The organism is Croceitalea dokdonensis DOKDO 023 (assembly GCF_001306415.1).
In the GTDB taxonomy this organism is placed as follows: Bacteria; Bacteroidota; Bacteroidia; order Flavobacteriales; family Flavobacteriaceae; genus Croceitalea; species Croceitalea dokdonensis.
On sequence record NZ_LDJX01000006.1, the window covers coordinates 106,595 to 123,697 of the forward strand.

The window sequence follows — 17,103 nt, forward strand, 5'->3', positions numbered from 1 at the left end:
GAGCCAAGTTTTGATCTCACCATAGTTTAAAGGGTATCATCTGTACCTACATACAGCTTATATGTAAGGGGAACCTTATTTGTTGTTAAGATTATGCCTATCTTTCTGCTGTCGTTTATCACATCTCCCTGTCAATGGCAAAACGAAAAGAGCTTGTTTCTCCGGGTATTCCTTCTGAACCTGAAAGTCAATTTTCCATTATTGGAATTGGTGCCAGTGCCGGTGGCCTAGAGGCGCTAAAACTGTTCTTTGACCACGTGCCCTCCAACTTTCTCCACAGCTTTGTTATTGTACAACACCTAAGCCCGGCCCACAAGAGTTTGATGAAAGAACTGTTGGAAAAAAACACCTCTTTGCCCATTTTTGAGGTAAAACATGAAATGCACCTTGCGCCAAGAAGTGTTTATCTTATTCCGCCGGGAAAAAATATGATCTTAAAGGACAGGGCGCTGCTGTTGTCCAACAAGCCGGACAGCAGAGAACTGAACATGCCCATCAATATTTTCTTTGATTCCTTGGCGCAAGAGGAAAAAAGCAATGCTATTGCCGTTTTGCTTAGTGGTACTGGAAGTGATGGTACAAAGGGCGCACAGCGGATACATGAACTTGGCGGAGTGGTTGTGGCCCAAAGCTCAGAAGAGTCCAAATTCAATGGCATGCCTATTTCGGCCATACAGACTGGAGTTGTAAATTATGTAACGTCTGCTGCCAAAATGCCAGGCATTATTGCACGTTTTGTGAATGAACAGAGAAAAACTACCATTGAGCGAGAAATTGATCGTAAACCACAATTGCTGGAAAAATTACTGCATCACGTAGAAACCATTACCCTATTTAATTTTGGTTACTTTAAAAAACCAACCTTGATAAGGCGAATCGCAAAACGCATCAGCTTAGGGGGTTTTCAAGGTTTTGAAAACTATTTTTCACATGTGCTGGAACATAAAAAAGAATCCCTGTTATTAAAAAGCGAATTTTTAATCTCTGTAACAGAATTTTATAGGGATAAAGAAGTTTGGTCCTACCTCAAGGGAAAAATAGTGCCGGACATCATTAAAAAGAAAAAAAAGGGTGACACTCTAAAGTTTTGGAGCGTAGGTTGCAGCACGGGACAGGAAGCCTATAGTTTAGCAGACATGGTGAGCCAGGAACTCCTATTGCAGCGGCACACCACCTTACATGTCAAAATTTTTGCCTCGGACGCCAGTCAAGAGAACATCAATTTTGCAAGTAAAGGATATTACAGTAAATCGGCTGTTAAAAACCTTAGTCAAGCCCAAATAGGGAGAATGTTTGATAAAATAGATGGCAAATACCTCATCAACGACCATTTAAGACAAATGGTGGTGTTTAGTGTGCATAACGTCCTGGTTGATCCGCCATTTGGAAAAATGGATTTGGTAATGTGCAGAAACTTGCTCATTTATATGAACAAAGAAGCGCGCGCCAATATTATTGGTACGCTGCAATATTCTCTAAACATTGGGGGTATTATGGTGTTGGGGAAAAGTGAAAGCATAGGTGTACACAAAGACTCTTTTCAGGAACTAAACAGTAAAAATCGGGTATTTAAAAACTTAAAAGTGTCCAAGTCCCTTTACGCACAAAAAGTAAGCCTGGAAGGTACCCGCTATAATCCCACCGTGAACCATGCCGTTGGGCCGTCTTCCAATACATTTGCCAAATATGAACTTATTGAGGTCTTAAACAAGTGCTTACCACAGATATTGGACCTTTCTTTTCTGTTGATCGACCAACACTTTAAAATAGCGGAAGCCGTAGGGAATTTCAGCAAATATTTACAGTTGCCCCAACAAGGGTTCTCCACAGATTTATTTGATTTGGTTCCTGAACATATGCGAGCGCCTTTGAACGTTGGTTTTAACCGTGCCATCCAAACTGGGGAAAAAGTAAAGGTAGAGGGATTAAAAACCCTTTCCGATGATGCAAAACTGATAACGGATATCCTTATTTTCCCAAAAGCGGCGCTCACGGATGAACCCAACAATAAGCACTTATTGGTATTTATGCCAAGAGAGCAAAAAGAAACAGAAGCCCATGTGATCAAAGGGCTTATGGAGAGCACCAAAGGCGAACACATTACCCACTTGGAAACTGAGCTCAAGGACGCGAGGCACGCCTTGGTAAGGCTACAACATGAGCTGGAAATAAGAAATGAGGAGCTACAAACATCTAACGAAGAACTTTTGGCCACCAATGAGGAGCTACAAAGCACCAATGAAGAACTGCAAAGTGTAAATGAAGAGCTCTATACGGTAAATGCAGAACTCAACCAAAAAGTGCACGATTTAGCGGAAGCCAATGCACATATCAACAATATTCTCAAAAGCTCCAATGTGAACACGCTGTTCCTGGATAGCGGGTTGAACATTAGAAAGTTTACCCCTGGCATCTTGGAGCATTATAATATTTCCATAGAGGATGCAGGCAGGCCACTGTCTGCCTTTACCCATAATTTTGGAACGATTGGGGACGATCTTTTAGAAAATTCCAAGGAGGTCATGAAAAGAGGTGTTCCTTTCCAAAAAGAAATGAAAGATCTAAAAGGACGATGGTTCTTAAAGCGAATCAGTCCTTTTTACGATGCTAAAAACAGCATTACGGGGGTAGTGATCACCTTTGTAAACATTACTGGCTTAAAAGTTGCCGAACAAGCCCTTAGAGATAGTGAAAAAGAATATAAAGAACTGTTTGATAATGCGCCCGATATGTTCGTTGCGGTGAATGAAAACGGCCATATCACAAACTGCAACAATGAGGTTCTTAGAAAATTAGGGTACGATACTCTTAATGACGTCATAGGTAAACATTTGTTGGACATACACCATGTAACCGATGTTGAAAAGTTCAAAAAAGATTTTGAAGAAGTAAAAACCAAAGGGTACCTAAAAGATGTTCTCTATCTTCTAATCAAGAAATCTGGGGGAAAATTTCCCGTTAGGGTGAACGCAAAGGCCTTGTTTTATGAGGATGGAAGTTTAAAGACTATTTATGGCAGTTGGCGGGATGTAAGCCGCCTCCTAAAAATGGAACATCAGATAAAGGATAAGAATATGGCCTTTGAACAGGTCATTGAAAATACAATGGCTGGCTTTTGGGACTGGAATATCCCGGAAAATACGGAGTATTTAAGCCCGTCGTTCAAAAAAATGTTTGGGTATGAAGACCATGAAATGGAAAGTTCCCCAGAATCATGGCAAAAAATTATCCATCCAGATGACCTGGATGGCGTTTATGAGGTTTTTGATAAGCACGTAAAGAGCAAGGGCAAAATTCCGTATGACAATGAGGTACGGTACTATCACAAAAACGGCAGTATTGTTTGGGTTTGGTGCAAGGGCAAGGTTATTGAGTGGGACAAAGATGACAACCCCGTGCGTATGGTAGGGAGCCATATTGATATCACTGCACTAAAAAATTATGAAAAAGAACTTAGACAAAGCAATCATCAGCTAGAGCGTTTTGCCTACGTGGCAAGCCATGATTTGCAAGAGCCGCTGCGTACCATAACGGACTTTACGGGACTGTTACAAGAAGAGTATCAAGAGGTCTTGGACGACAATGCGGAAGTTTACATGGATTACATCATCCAAGCATCCAACAGAATGGGGCAACTGGTCAAAAGCATTTTGGCGTACTCTAAAATAGGAAACAAGGGCAGTTTTGAAATGTGCGATTTAAATGCGATCGTTAAAGATGTAAAGAATGATCTTTTACTGCGGATTAAAGAGTCCAATGCAACCATAAGGTTACCAGATTTCCCCATGGTATGGGGAAATGCGGTGGAACTTCATTCCCTTTTCCTTAATCTTTTGGGCAACGCCTTAAAGTTTATTGATAAGGATAGAATTCCCCAAATCAACATCTCCATTAAACATCTTTCACATAAGGTAGAGGTTAGCGTCATGGACAATGGCATAGGGATTGCCCAAGAGAATCAAGAAAAAATATTTGATGTGTTTAAACGGCTACACAATCCAGACGAATATGAGGGTACCGGAATTGGCCTTGCCCATTGTAAAAAAATCGTGGCGTTACACGGTGGTAAGCTCTGGCTTACTTCCGACCTAGGGAAAGGCAGTTCCTTTCATTTTACGCTCCACACCAAACCCATAAAACATGTTGCATAAAATTATGTTGGTTGATGATAATGCAGCAACCAATTTTATCCATAAAAAATTTTTAGCCAAAAATGCCTGCACGGAGCAGGTGGTAGACTTCCAGGTAGGCCAAGAAGCACTTAATTATCTGTCCGATACCTCCAACAGTTTTCCGGAACTTATTTTGGTAGACATTAATATGCCCACTATGGATGCCTGGGAATTCCTAAACCAATATAAACGGTTGCGACACCCGGACAAAACAAAAGCTAAAATCATTTTGCTGACCACCTCCTTAAGCCCAGAGGACAAGGAGCGAATTGCCAACTTTCCCTTAGTGCAAGAAATTAAGTTAAAGCCATTGAACACCGCTACCATACAAGAAATAATGAGCACTCATTTTGATCGATGAACTGCACTTTTTTGTGGGCCATACCACATAAACCGATACATTCACCACAATACCGGCTTTTCTTACAACAAATATAATTTTGTAGGTTTATTCTTACTTTACCTTCAACGTAAATTCGGGATAAATGAATACGTCTATAAGCAATCACCCATCGGCCATTCAATGGGTAAACCAATTACCATCTGCCAGCGTACTACTGGATAAGGACTGTACCCTTATCGATGCCTCCAATTCTTGGTTCCAAGAATTTGGATTGAATCGGGACAGCACCTTAAAAAAACCTTTTCTACAATTATTTCCAAGATTAGATGAATCCTGGCAAGATAGCTTTGAATATGCCCTAGAAGGTCTCAAAGATATTAAAATGGTAGATAAATATGTGGACGATCAACAGCATACCAAGACCTTTCTTTGGCACATTAACCCTTGGATGGATGGCTATGGAAAAGCTGTTGGAATCATCTTAAACGTAAAAAACCTTACCCAAGACACCGCTTTGGAGCTTGAGGTAAAGAACAGTCCGGCATTATTGACAGAAAAATGGGAATCCAGTTTTGGCAGTTGGGAGTACAACGTTAAGGATAATACGGTATACTGGTCAAAAGAGCTTAAAGCCTTATTTGGAGTTCCAAAAACCTATGAGCCTTCCTTAAAAAAATCCATTTTACTGTTTGGTACCAATCCGGAAGGGAAGTCCTTAAAACACTACCTTGATGCTGCAATTACCACCGGCCAACCCTGGAGCGTAAACCTACCCTTGGCGGAAAAAAATAGGGCTGGTGATCTAATGCATATTATTGGAAGGCCAAAATTTAAAAATGGTAACTGTACCAGAATCATCGGTACCATTCGCAAGGCTCAAAAGCATAGTCCAAAAAAACCGTTGTTAAGCCCAAACACAAACAAGCCCAGAACGGATACCTTGGTATTATTGGAAGATGTACCGGCGAGTATTGGGGCCATAGCATTAAAAACAGGAAAAATAATAGGTGCCAACCATGCGCTTTTAGATTTGCTAGGACTAGCAAAAAAAGATGTCGTCGCAAAACATTTGGAAGATTTTCTTTGGTTTACCAAGGAGGAGCGCATACAATGGTACCGCTCCATTAAAACCAATTCCTCTTTTCAAGGGCTCCAAAAAGAAGTGTTTCACAAGCAGATTGGACAAAAGCTTATTCTCCGGTTTAGCGGTAAGGTTATTGGCCAGAACCTTGTGGTAAGTTGTGAAGATGTCACCTCTTTTCACCTCAAAGAAGCCGCAACCGAGGCCCAATTGGCCTTGGCCAACGAGGAACTTAAAAGGATTACGGATTTTACGCATATGGCATCGCACAACCTAAAGGCGCATGCCACCAACTTTGATTTGCTGCTTAATTTTCTTCAAAATGAAAAATCAGAAACGGAACGCGCTAATCTGTTAAAAATATTGTTCCAATCCGCTGAAAATTTGGCTACCAGTATCAAGGGGCTTCGTGAGCTAGTGACCATTAGGCAACAGATGGACTCTCAGAAAAAACTGGTAGACCTCAGTGATGTCATATACCGTTGCCTCCAAAACAACAATGGTCTTGTTAAGACGTACAACGCCAAAGTCCATAATGAAGTATTGGATGGGTATCACATCCAAGCCATTCCGGTTTATTTGGAAAGTATCGTTTCCAACCTCTTGGTGAACGCCATTAAATTTAAAAATGAACAGGAGCGGCCTATCGTTTTTATAAGTGTGGAAGAGACCAAAACCCATGATGTACTGCTTATAGAGGACAATGGGGTTGGGATGGATTTGGAAAAACAAAAAGACAAACTTTTTGCCCTTTACAAAACATTACAGAACATGGACAATGCCAGTGGGGCTTCATTGTATTTGGTAAAATACCAAATAGAGCTTCTTGGTGGTAAAATTCTAGTAGAAAGTAAAATAGGTAAGGGGAGTGTCTTTAGGTTATTTTTTCCAAAAAATAGGTAGTTCCCCAAATATATCAACTTGCATTACAAACATCACTATTTTGATGCGGCCAGATTGCACCTTTATTCCAATGCTTTTTGGCCGCCTTGTGATGTGGTGAAATCCCCTTGTTCAAGTCAAGTCTGCGGATTTCCTTGTCCAAAACATCTTTCCTTTTTATATCCCTTTTAGCGATTACCTTATACTCATCCTCCAATATTGCCAGTTAATCAGATAGGCTTTGCAATACCAAGCTGTTTATTCCGCAAATGCCTTATTTTTAACCCATGCATAAACTTAAAGTTTGCGAACTGTTTGCTGGGGTTGGAGGTTTTAGGTTAGGACTGGAAACCACGGGAGAATTTGAGGTGGTCTGGAGCAACCAGTGGGAACCCTCTACCAAAACCCAGCACGCCTCCAAGGTCTATGAGGCAAGATTTGGCTCAAAAGGACACAGTAACCAGGACATTGCCCAAGTGCCTACCGATAGCATTCCGGATCACGATGTTCTTGTAGGTGGCTTTCCTTGCCAAGACTATTCCGTGGCTACCACCTTAAAAAACGCTAAAGGGCTTATTGGCAAAAAAGGCGTGTTATGGTGGTCTATTCACCGTATTTTAGAAGAAAAGAAAAACAAGCCCAAATATCTGATTTTTGAGAATGTGGACCGGCTACTTAAGTCTCCTTCCAAACAACGCGGTCGTGATTTTGCCATTATGTTAAGCAGTTTGTCACAATTGGGATATGCCGTAGAGTGGCGGGTCATCAACGCAGCAGATTATGGGATGCCACAGCGGAGGAGGCGGGTATTCTTTGTGGGCATCCACAAAAGTACCCCATTGTATCAAAAAATAACGAACCAAGCTGCTGAGGATACCATTACGGCAAATGGCGTTCTGGCGGAGGCTTTTCCAGCGACACCCATAGAAAAACCCGCTGGAAGCTTTACATTGGACAAGGATTTAGTAAGCCTTTCTGAACAGTTTAATATTGGTGGGGGCCTATCTCCGTTCCAAAATAGCGGTCTATGTTTTGCCCATACCGTCAACTCCATAAAAGTGGCCGCCGCTTATGATGGGCCAAAACAAACCCTGGCAGACGTTTTAGAAAAGCGAGCCGTAGACCCTGTATTTTATATTGATCAAGCAGCTTTGGAAAAATGGGAATATCTCAAAGGTTCCAAAAAAGAGGTGAGAACCACTAAGGATGGTTTTAAATATCATTACGCGGAAGGCGCCATGGTGTTCCCAGATGCAGTTGACAATGCGTCAAGAACCATTATCACCGGAGAAGGGGGGTCTTCCCCTTCCCGTTTTAAACATGTGGTACGTACACCACATGGGCTAAGAAGATTAACCCCATTAGAGTTGGAGCGTTTAAATATGTTTCCTGATAATCACACCCAACTTGACGGAATAACGGATACCAAACGCGCCTTTTTTATGGGCAATGCCCTTGTTGTAGGTGTGGTAGCAAACATAGCGAGGTCCCTTTTAGCCCAAATACAATCATAATGGCTCTTTACAGCGCTTTTAAGAACGATTTAAACAACGAACAACGCTTAATGCCCTTGTTGGATACTTATTATAAAACATATTTGAACCAGTATACCTTTGTGCGCAGTACCTCTTCCAAAGAGCAGTTCTCTGGTATCGACTTAATTTTGACCCGAAAAAAATCCAATGCTGTTTTTTATGTGGATGAAAAGGCCCAGCTAGACTATATCAATGAAGATTTACCCACATTCGCCTTTGAACTTTCGTATATCAAACATGGACTCCTTAAAAAAGGATGGTTTTTGGACAGTTATAAAAAAACCCATTTTTACGCACTTGTTACCGGTATCTATGCAGAGAATAACGAATATACCTCTTGTAAAATAACCATGGTAAACAGAAAAAAATTACTGACTAAAATCCATACGCTTCAATTGCCACAAGAAACCCTTATTGACCGCCGTGATCGCTATGCCCACGGCAGAACGGAACTTCCACAACTTCACCCAAAAAATGAAGGGTATCTGTTCTTTTCTAAAAACAACAAGGCAGAACAGCCCTTAAACCTTATATTAAAATTAGACTGGCTTATAAGGGAGGGGATTGCCAAAAGATTGGTTTGATTTTGTTAACGCCCTGTTAAGCTGCCCTAATTCCTTGGATTTAAGCCCGTAAATTTTATTTTAAAGGGTATGGTAACTAAGAACAAGCAGGAAAACAGCGAAATTATAGAAAAATCCATTCAACACTTGGAATACAAGGGGTTTGAGAACATTAAGGCTGATATAGCTGGTTATCCCACCCCAAAATCCTATCTAAACAAAGAACGGGACACTAAAATTACTCCAGATATTGTCGCCGAGAAAAATGGTAGAACATATTTTTTTGAAATCAGTCTAAAAACCAACAAAGAAAGTTTATTAAAATCCAAACTATTGTTTTTGGACGCTCTAAGTAGGATGAATTCCAACAGGTTTAAAATTATTACCACCAAAGGACACTACCGCTTTACTGACAGCATACTTTCTGCACTAAACCTTAGTGTAAAAACCCCTATCAGGATTTAGTTCGGACCATTTTAATATGTGGTATCCCATCTTCCAAGTACTCGTTGCCTTTTTTTTCAAAACCTAGATTCTCGTAAAAACGCAACAGGTATGTTTGCGCGGAAAGGGTGATTTTATCCACTCCCCATTCTTCTTCCAAGTAATTGATGGAGGCAAGCATAATGGTATGGCCATACTTGTGCTTACGCTCTTCTTCCTTTACCACAACCCTACCAATGGCGGCGGTTTCAAAATAATCCCAAGGCTTAAAAATCCTAGTGTAAGCCACCACTTTATCCATCTTTTTCCCGATGATATGGATGGCTTTTTGATCCTTACCATCCAAATCTTGGTACACGCAATCCTGCTCCACCACAAAAACCTCACTACGAAGTTGTAAAACATTATACAGTTCTTGCGTGGTTAGTTCTTTAAAACGTTTTGCCCTTATTTCCATATTAATCTTGTACTATAATTTGCTTACTGTCACACTTGCCAAATTCCGGTTGTATGTTTACGTGGTTTATTCCAAACTCATCGTAAGCCAACTTTTCTATTTGCTCAAGCACCCTATCAAACTCGGACAGTCTAATATCCTGTAAAAAATCAATATGTGCCTCTAGGTGAACCTCCTCTTCATTCAATTGCCAAATGTGTACATGGTGCACGTTCTTAACCAGGGAAATATTGGAGATGGCCACCACAATATCATTTACCGCTACAGATTTAGGAGTGAACAACATCAATACTTTAGTAGACTGCTTCAATAAATCATAGCCCATATAAACTAAATACAGGGCGATGAGCAAAGTTAATAGGGGATCTATCCAAAAGACCTGATAAAACTTCATCAAAAGCCCACCTATTAAAACGGCAACGGATGCCATCATATCAGTGAGCAAATGTAAATAGGCAGATTTCATGTTCATATTGACATCCGAGTCCTTTTTAATCAATAAGACACTAAACCCATTACCAAGAATAGCTATTATAGAAAGCCAAATTACCAGGTCAGAACCTATGTCCTTGGGATGGTAAAAACGTTCTACTGCTTCAATGATAAGAAAAACTGCCACTACCATAAGCGTTGCTGAGTTCACGAATGCGGCAATAACCTCTGCGCGCTTGTAGCCAAATGTTTTTTTGGCGGAGGCCTTTCGCTTAGAAAGCACATTGGCCATATAGCTAATGACCAGAGAAAGTACATCGCTAAAGTTGTGCAAGGCATCAGACAATAATGCCAAACTACCGGACACTAAACCACCAATTACCTGTGCCAAGGTAATAAACGCGTTTAAAATAATGGAAATAAGTAAATTACGGCCTTTTAGGTCGTGATGATGATGGGTATGTGAATGACCGTGTTGGTGTTGGTGCGCCATAATTAAAAATACCACTAAACATTAGGGTGTGCAACTAGTTTGTAATGGGCTGGCTCTTATCTACAGTTGGCCAAGCATCAAATAGCCTTCAACTTTCTTGCCCCTATTATCTCAAAAATTATTTTGAGCTACTCCCTAGGTAAAACCAAAATAATATAAAATAACTAGGAATCTTAACTACAGCTGTGATGTCTTTTGAAAAATGTTGTCAAATAAAGAACGAGTGCTCATGTGAGAAGTATTATTTACAATGAACATTTTGTTATTTACGCAGGCTAAAAGAAATAAAAATCCATTGGATAAAATAATGTATAACACAACGATTCGTAGGTATATCCAATAAAAACTAGAATTTGAACTAGCTACAGGCTATTTTTTCAATTCTACGTTCATGCCGCCCGCCCTCAAAGGGGGTGTTTAAGAAAGTATCCACCATTTCCAAAGCCTGGGGCAATGCTATAAACCTAGCAGGTAAACTAAGGACATTTGCATCATTGTGCTGTCTGGCCAAGGCGGTAATTTCCTTGTTCCAACACAGTGCACTACGTACCAACTGATGTTTGTTTGTGGTCATATTTGCTCCATTACCGCTACCGCAGACCACAATGCCTAAATCTACTTTCCCAGAAGCAACATCTGCAGCAACCGGATGTGCGAAGTCTGGATAATCCACGCTATCCGTACCATCCGTGCCATAATTGATGACGGTAATCCCTTTGGATTTTAACATGCCCACAATGGCCAATTTATAGTCCGTTCCAGCGTGATCGTTTCCTATGGCTATTTTCATGATATGGTGTTTAGTGTACGTTTTACAAAAATACAATTCTTTTAAATTGAGCTTGTTGATATCTAAATATGATATGACCGTATCCTAGTTTAAAATCAACTTATTAAATGATAAGGTAATTGTGCATAACCTAACAATAACTCCTTACTACTCTTTTTTGATTTAAAATCACATTTACGTAATAGTCTGTTTTGGTCCATTATTCAAATTTTAGTTTTAAAAATTAATCCATAGCCGCCTCACAAATTAATCCTACAAATAAACAAGTGGAAGGCAATTTTTTATTAAAAATTAAGTGTTTATATGGTTTATGAACACCATTTAATAAGTGGGTTATTAAATTGAACATCAAGTAGGTACTCATGTTTATAATTAACCAATAACCTATTGATTTTGTAACTTACAAGTCTTTGCCGCTTTAGTTATACCTGTTATTAACACCCTATAATAATCACCATTTTATTTTAAATTTTAAAAAAGAAAAAATGAAGTTTAATATAAATGTTGATAACCCATATTTTTCAGGTCCGCTACAATTGCTTGAAAAACATGTAGGATTGCTACTCAGAACAGGGTATGCGCAGTAATTCCTTGGTACTTAACTAAACTACATCCATCTGTAAAGATAGACCGATTAATAATTTGTAATTTTCCAAACTAAAATAAAAGAATGTCAAAGAAAGGGAAGAAAGCCAGTAGTCAACAAAAAAACGAGATTACCAAAGGCATTTTTACCGTGTTGGAAAAGGAACCATCCAAAAGTTTTAATTACAAGCAAATTGCCTCCAAACTGCAGCTTACGGATACCAATAGTAGAAACCTGTTGATCAAACGTTTAGGCCAGTTAAAACAGAAACAGCGGATACAGGAAGTGGAACGTGGCCGCTTTAAGGTGCTACAACCAAAACATCAGTTAGTATTGGGACAGGTAGATTTAACTTCCACTGGGAATGCCTATATCATATCTGAAACCTACCCAGAGGACATCTTTGTGCCCAACCATAAGCTAAATGGAGCGTTTCATGGAGATACGGTGCAGGTTAGACTCACCTCAGGAAAAGGAAAAAAACTGGAAGGTGCCATTTATGAAGTGGTAGAACGTAAAAAAAAGACCTATGTGGGTGTGGTGGACAAACAAAAGTCCTTTGCATTTGTTAGGCCTTCTGACAATAAAATGTATACCGATATTTTTATCCCTGCGGAAGGTCTTAACAAAGCGGAAAACGGGGATAAGGTAGTGGTAGAACTTGGTCAATGGCCAAAAGATAGGGACTCTCCTTATGGTAAAGTGATACAGGTTTTAGGAAAACCAGGCGATCACCAAACAGAAATACATTCCATCTTAGCGGAATACGGCCTGCCCCATGAATTTCCTTACGAGGTGGAGCAGTTTGCCAATGCATTGGATACCTCTATTAAAGCCGAAGAAATTGCCAAAAGAAGGGATATGCGGGATACGCTTACCTTCACCATAGACCCAAAAGACGCCAAGGATTTTGATGATGCATTATCGTTTAAAAAGTTAGAAAATGGGAACTACGAGATTGGAATCCATATTGCAGATGTGTCCCATTATGTGCAGGAAGGAACAATTTTAGAGGAAGAAGCGTATAACCGTGCCACGTCCATATATTTGGTAGACCGTGTAGTGCCTATGTTACCAGAGGTATTGTCCAACAACGCCTGTTCTTTAAGACCTAATGAGGAAAAATATACGTTTTCAGCAGTTTTTGAATTGGATGGGCAAGCCCAACTAAAAAAACAGTGGTTTGGCAGAACAGTCATAAATTCCAACGAAAGGTTTGCGTATGAGGAAGCCCAGCACATCATAGAAACTGGGGAGTCTACCATACCAAAAGAAATTTCCATTCGTGAAAGTGCCTATACGGTCTCGGGAGATGTAGTGGATGCGGTACTAACCTTTGACAGGTTGGCTAAAATTATGCGGGCTAAACGTATGGAGGCTGGAGCCATATCATTTGATAAAATTGAGGTTAGGTTTACACTGGATGATAAAAATGAACCAGAGGGCGTTTACTTTAAGGAATCCAGGGATGCCAATAAGCTTATTGAGGAATTTATGCTTTTGGCCAACAGAAAGGTGGCAGAATTCATTGGAAAACAACAGCCTAAAAAAACCTTTGTGTATCGTGTCCATGACGAACCTAATGAAGATAAATTAATGGCTTTAAACGGGGTTATTTCGCGCTTTGGGCATAAGGTAAATCTTCAAGATAAAAACTCCATCAGCAGCTCCTTAAATCAATTATTGGAGGACGTTAAAGGTAAAAAAGAACAAAACCTCGTAGATACCCTTACCATCCGAAGTATGAGCAAGGCAATGTATACGACAGATAATATTGGGCATTACGGTCTGGCGTTCGATTATTATTCACACTTTACCTCACCCATACGCCGCTATCCAGATGTTATGGTACACCGGTTATTACAGCATTATTTGGATGGGGGAAAATCCGTAGATGAACAGGTGTACGAAACAAAATGCAAACACGCCTCTAGCATGGAAATATTGGCCACCAGCGCAGAACGGGATTCTATAAAATATATGCAGATCAAGTTCATGGAACAGCACAGCGATAGGGAGTTCGTAGGAGTGATATCTGGAGTTACGGAATGGGGCGTATACGTAGAAATTATAGAGAACAAGTGTGAGGGTATGGTGCGTACCCGTGATATTAAGGATGACTACTATGTATTTGATGAAAAGCAATACGCCATTGTTGGTGAACGGTTTAAAAAAACCTATCAACTTGGTGATGAGGTGGTAGTAATGGTAAAAAACACGGATTTAGTGAAACGCCACTTGGATTTTTCATTGATTGGTAAGAACGACTAATACTTTTTTGGAACAATACTTGTTTTATACTAGGAACAACAATCTAAAAATGAAACAATGAAAAACGTCATATTGTCCTTCCTATTCATCTTTTTCTTTACCTATGCTAAGGCCCAAGATGACCAAATTACCCAAGAGCTGGAAGCCTTTACGGAGCTCAAAGGTTTTGATGGTATTTCAATCAATTTAATTAAATCGGACAGAAACCGTGCAATCATTAGAGGGGCAAATACAGCAAAAGTGACCATTGTAAATAACAATGGAAAGCTAAAAATAAGAATGGAGCTGGAAAAAATCTTTAGTGGGTATAGAACCTTTGTGGACCTTTATCATACGGAGGTATTAACACTTATAGACGTTAATGAAGACGCTAAAATCACCTCCTCGGAAACCTATGTTCAGGATGTTTTGGAGCTAAGGGCGCAGGAAGGTGGGGATTTGGAGCTCATATGCCAAACAGAACAACTTTTGGTAAAGTCCGTGACCGGTGGTAAAATTAAGATCAGTGGTTTTACAAATAACCAGGATATCACCATCAATACAGGTGGAATTTATGAAGGGAGTGCCTTTAAGAGCAAGTTTACCACGGTTAAGGTGAACGCGGGTGGGACTGCAGAATTGTACGCAACCAAATATGTTAAAGCTGATGTAAAGGCCGGAGGTACCGTAAAGGTATATGGTAACCCGGAAAAAATGGACGAGAAAACCGTTTTTGGCGGTAGTATTGAACGTGTAGAATAGATACCATGGTGGAAGATATACAGGCAGCAATTCCCCTAGGCTTTTTTTTAAGCTTTATGATCGGGCCTGTATTCTTTGTACTTCTGGAGACCAGTGCAACAAAAGGGTTCAGGGCTGCGGTATCTTTTGATGTAGGGGTCTTGTTTGCAGATATTCTTTTTTTGATCATCGCCTATTTCAGTAGCTTTCAACTACTGGAAAACTTAAGCAACCAGCCTGGACTGTATGTGTTTGGAGGGATGATTATTTTGGTCTACGGAATTGTCATATTTGTAAAAAAACCACCAAAAACAGAACGCGTGAAAGCTAAAAAGGCATCCTACCTAGGCTTGTTTGTAAAAGGGTTTTTGCTGAATTTTATCAACATTGGTGTTTTGGTGTTTTGGTTAGGGGTATTGATCATTGTTGGCCCTAGTTTGGATAATGATCCCAATAGGATTTTGGTGTTTTTTGGTACCATGTTGGCTACTTATTTCTTTACTGATTTATTTAAAATCCTTTTAGCCAAACAGTTGAGAAAAAAACTGACCAAAAACAGAATAAGCCTCATTAAAAAGGTTTTGGGCATTGTTTTGATTATTTGTGGGGCGGTATTGATTACCAAGGGTTTTCTCCCAAAGGATAAATTCAATATCAAGGATGGTATAGAACGCATCAATGAACAGAATATGTAGCAAAATAGATATGGTTCGGAGTGGGAAAGAACCATAGGGATTATAAAATACTTATATATTCTTAAGAATCAGCCAAAAAAACACTTGGTGTTCTTGGTTTAAACCAGTAAATCCAAGCATAAAAAAACCCCCATATTAAAGGAGGTTTTTCAGAGGCATCGAGCGGATTCGAACCGCTGTACAAGCTTTTGCAGAGCTGTGCCTAGCCACTCGGCCACGATGCCATTTTAGTGCTGCAAATGTACCACGTTAATTATTGGTTTCCAAAATTAGGGAGTGAACTTGATAGAACTACGGCAACCGCCTCAACGTCACCACCAATAGGTGGATTTATCTTGGCCACGCGCACCTCTACCCGCTCAACAATGGACAGTTCCTTAAAAATCCGTTGTATGATTCTTTGCCCTACATGTTCCAGTAATTTGGAAGGAGTTGCCATCTCTTCCTTTACAATATGGTTAAGGTGAACATAATCTACCGTATCCGCCAGATCATCACTTTTGGCTGCTTTTGCCAGTTGTGCGTCCACTTTTAAATCTACCCTGTAATCGCTACCGATGCTCGTTTCTTCCTTTAAACAGCCGTGATGGGCATAGACCCTTATGTTTTGCAGTTGTATTTGTCCCATTTGTTTTTATTCCTCGGCAAAACTAAGCCAAACAAAAGGATTTTAATACGTACACCTACAATTACTGATTCCCTGGAATAAATCTACCCCAATGGTAATAACATGCGTACCGGAACTGTAGCCCAAAATCTCATTGGCTATGACCTGGTAAGAATATCCAAAATAGAAGTTGTTTTTCTTTAGACCCGCAAGCGGTGCCAAATATAGTGGGGTCAAGGGTTGGTTCACATCGTTAAGAAAACGGTAGGTTAAGCCTACGTAATAGTAATCCTCAAAATCATAAAAGCGTACTTTGCCGTTTAAATCCGTAACGGAACGGCCATCATTTTCAAAATATTGAAAGAAGACAGAAGGCTCAAATTCTACCGTGCTGTTTCGGTTTTTCTGAAAGCTGTAACCCACATAAGCATAATAGTTCCTCAACGTATTGGGTTCAAAAGTAGGGTTAAACTGTTCTAGGTTCTTGGGTAAAAGGTTGGATGCGTTTAAACTTAGGAAAAACCGGTCGTAGCGGTAGAGAACGCCAATATCAAAGTTATGGTTAACCGTAGCCCTGTCATCCGTGGGAAGCTGTCCATTTTCATCCCTAAAATTTTGGGTGTCTATACGAAATTGGTTGAAGTTATAGGAGAGTCCAAAGGATAAAAATTCATCCTCATATCGATCCAAGGTCAAGTGGTGGGCAAAAGAGACCCTTGCACCACGTTGTTTGGTATTGCCATTACTGTCATTGTACAAAACTATACCAATACCGGACCTATCTCCAATACGGGCATCCGCTGCAAGGGTTTGCGTATCTGGAGCATCTTCTACCCCTACCCACTGTGTAAGCCCATTTAGGCGTACCTTAATGTGGTCGCCTACACCGGCATAGGTGGGCGACATTAAAAAGGGATTGTCTGCAATGTATTGTGACAATTGTGGTATCGTAAGTTCTTGGGCCCCAACAACGAGGCTCAAAAACATGGATAAGAATATGATTGGGGTCTTCTTCATTATACTTGTCTTAGC

The 17,103-nt window shown here is 40.1% G+C and carries 14 protein-coding genes and 1 tRNA gene; 9 read left to right on the plus strand and 6 right to left on the minus strand.

All coding sequences use genetic code 11. The features are described from left to right. Positions 1-134: 134 nt before the first annotated feature. The 6 genes from I595_RS13130 (at position 135) to I595_RS13160 (ending at position 9,041) form a co-directional block, all read left to right on the plus strand. Positions 135-4,151, plus strand: a complete 4,017-nt coding sequence (locus I595_RS13130; RefSeq protein WP_054559895.1) for a chemotaxis protein CheB — start codon at positions 135-137, stop codon at positions 4,149-4,151. After that, positions 4,141-4,533: a response regulator gene (locus I595_RS13135; RefSeq protein ID WP_054559896.1), complete on the plus strand. Its 393-nt coding sequence runs from the start codon at positions 4,141-4,143 to the stop codon at positions 4,531-4,533. The genes I595_RS13130 and I595_RS13135 overlap by 11 nt, the downstream gene beginning before the upstream one ends. Positions 4,534-4,657: 124 nt before the next feature. Beyond that, a complete protein-coding gene (locus I595_RS13140; RefSeq protein ID WP_054559897.1) occupies positions 4,658-6,499 on the plus strand; it encodes a PAS domain-containing sensor histidine kinase in 1,842 nt (613 codons plus the stop codon). 266 nt (positions 6,500-6,765) lie between these two features. After that, on the plus strand, positions 6,766-7,992 hold the full coding sequence (gene dcm, locus I595_RS13150) for a DNA (cytosine-5-)-methyltransferase (protein ID WP_054559899.1): 1,227 nt from the start codon (positions 6,766-6,768) through the stop codon (positions 7,990-7,992). After that, positions 7,992-8,597, plus strand: a complete 606-nt coding sequence (locus I595_RS13155; RefSeq protein ID WP_054559900.1) for a hypothetical protein — start codon at positions 7,992-7,994, stop codon at positions 8,595-8,597. Before dcm ends, I595_RS13155 begins: the two co-directional genes overlap by 1 nt. Positions 8,598-8,666: 69 nt before the next feature. Beyond that, positions 8,667-9,041 (plus strand): hypothetical protein, encoded by a 375-nt coding sequence (locus I595_RS13160; RefSeq protein WP_054559901.1) that lies wholly within the window; start codon positions 8,667-8,669, stop codon positions 9,039-9,041. Here I595_RS13160 and I595_RS13165 read toward each other — a convergent pair. From I595_RS13165 to rpiB, 3 genes are all read right to left on the minus strand, one after another. Continuing rightward, the gene (locus tag I595_RS13165; RefSeq protein ID WP_054559902.1) at positions 9,031-9,477 is read right to left on the minus strand and encodes a GNAT family N-acetyltransferase; all 447 of its coding nucleotides are present in this window, start codon (positions 9,475-9,477) and stop codon (positions 9,031-9,033) included. The genes I595_RS13160 and I595_RS13165 overlap by 11 nt on opposite strands. Position 9,478: 1 nt before the next feature. Further along, positions 9,479-10,402, minus strand: a complete 924-nt coding sequence (locus tag I595_RS13170) for a cation diffusion facilitator family transporter (protein ID WP_054559903.1) — start codon at positions 10,400-10,402, stop codon at positions 9,479-9,481. A gap of 358 nt (positions 10,403-10,760) precedes the next feature. After that, positions 10,761-11,192, minus strand: coding sequence for a ribose 5-phosphate isomerase B (gene rpiB, locus I595_RS13175; protein WP_054559904.1), 432 nt, complete (start codon positions 11,190-11,192; stop codon positions 10,761-10,763). A 670-nt stretch (positions 11,193-11,862) separates the two neighbouring features. On the opposite strand from rpiB, the gene rnr reads away from it, so the two are divergent. The 3 genes from rnr to I595_RS13190 are packed head-to-tail and all read left to right on the plus strand — an operon-like array spanning position 11,863 to position 15,464. Further along, the gene (gene rnr, locus I595_RS13180; RefSeq protein ID WP_054559905.1) at positions 11,863-14,049 is read left to right on the plus strand and encodes a ribonuclease R; all 2,187 of its coding nucleotides are present in this window, start codon (positions 11,863-11,865) and stop codon (positions 14,047-14,049) included. A 57-nt stretch (positions 14,050-14,106) separates the two neighbouring features. Then, the gene (locus I595_RS13185; RefSeq protein WP_054559906.1) at positions 14,107-14,790 is read left to right on the plus strand and encodes a head GIN domain-containing protein; all 684 of its coding nucleotides are present in this window, start codon (positions 14,107-14,109) and stop codon (positions 14,788-14,790) included. A 5-nt stretch (positions 14,791-14,795) separates the two neighbouring features. Continuing rightward, complete coding sequence (locus I595_RS13190; RefSeq protein ID WP_054559907.1) at positions 14,796-15,464, plus strand: LysE family translocator; 669 nt, start codon at positions 14,796-14,798, stop codon at positions 15,462-15,464. Between the two features lie 153 nt (positions 15,465-15,617). Here the strand turns inward: I595_RS13190 and I595_RS13195 are convergent. From I595_RS13195 to I595_RS13205, 3 genes are all read right to left on the minus strand, one after another. After that, positions 15,618-15,688, minus strand: a tRNA-Cys gene (locus I595_RS13195). Between the two features lie 29 nt (positions 15,689-15,717). Then, on the minus strand, positions 15,718-16,092 hold the full coding sequence (gene folB / locus I595_RS13200) for a dihydroneopterin aldolase (protein ID WP_054559908.1): 375 nt from the start codon (positions 16,090-16,092) through the stop codon (positions 15,718-15,720). A gap of 42 nt (positions 16,093-16,134) precedes the next feature. Continuing rightward, positions 16,135-17,088 carry a PorP/SprF family type IX secretion system membrane protein gene (locus tag I595_RS13205; RefSeq protein ID WP_054559909.1) on the minus strand — a complete coding sequence of 318 codons (954 nt, stop codon included), beginning with the start codon at positions 17,086-17,088 and terminating at the stop codon, positions 16,135-16,137. Positions 17,089-17,103 lie beyond the last annotated feature (15 nt).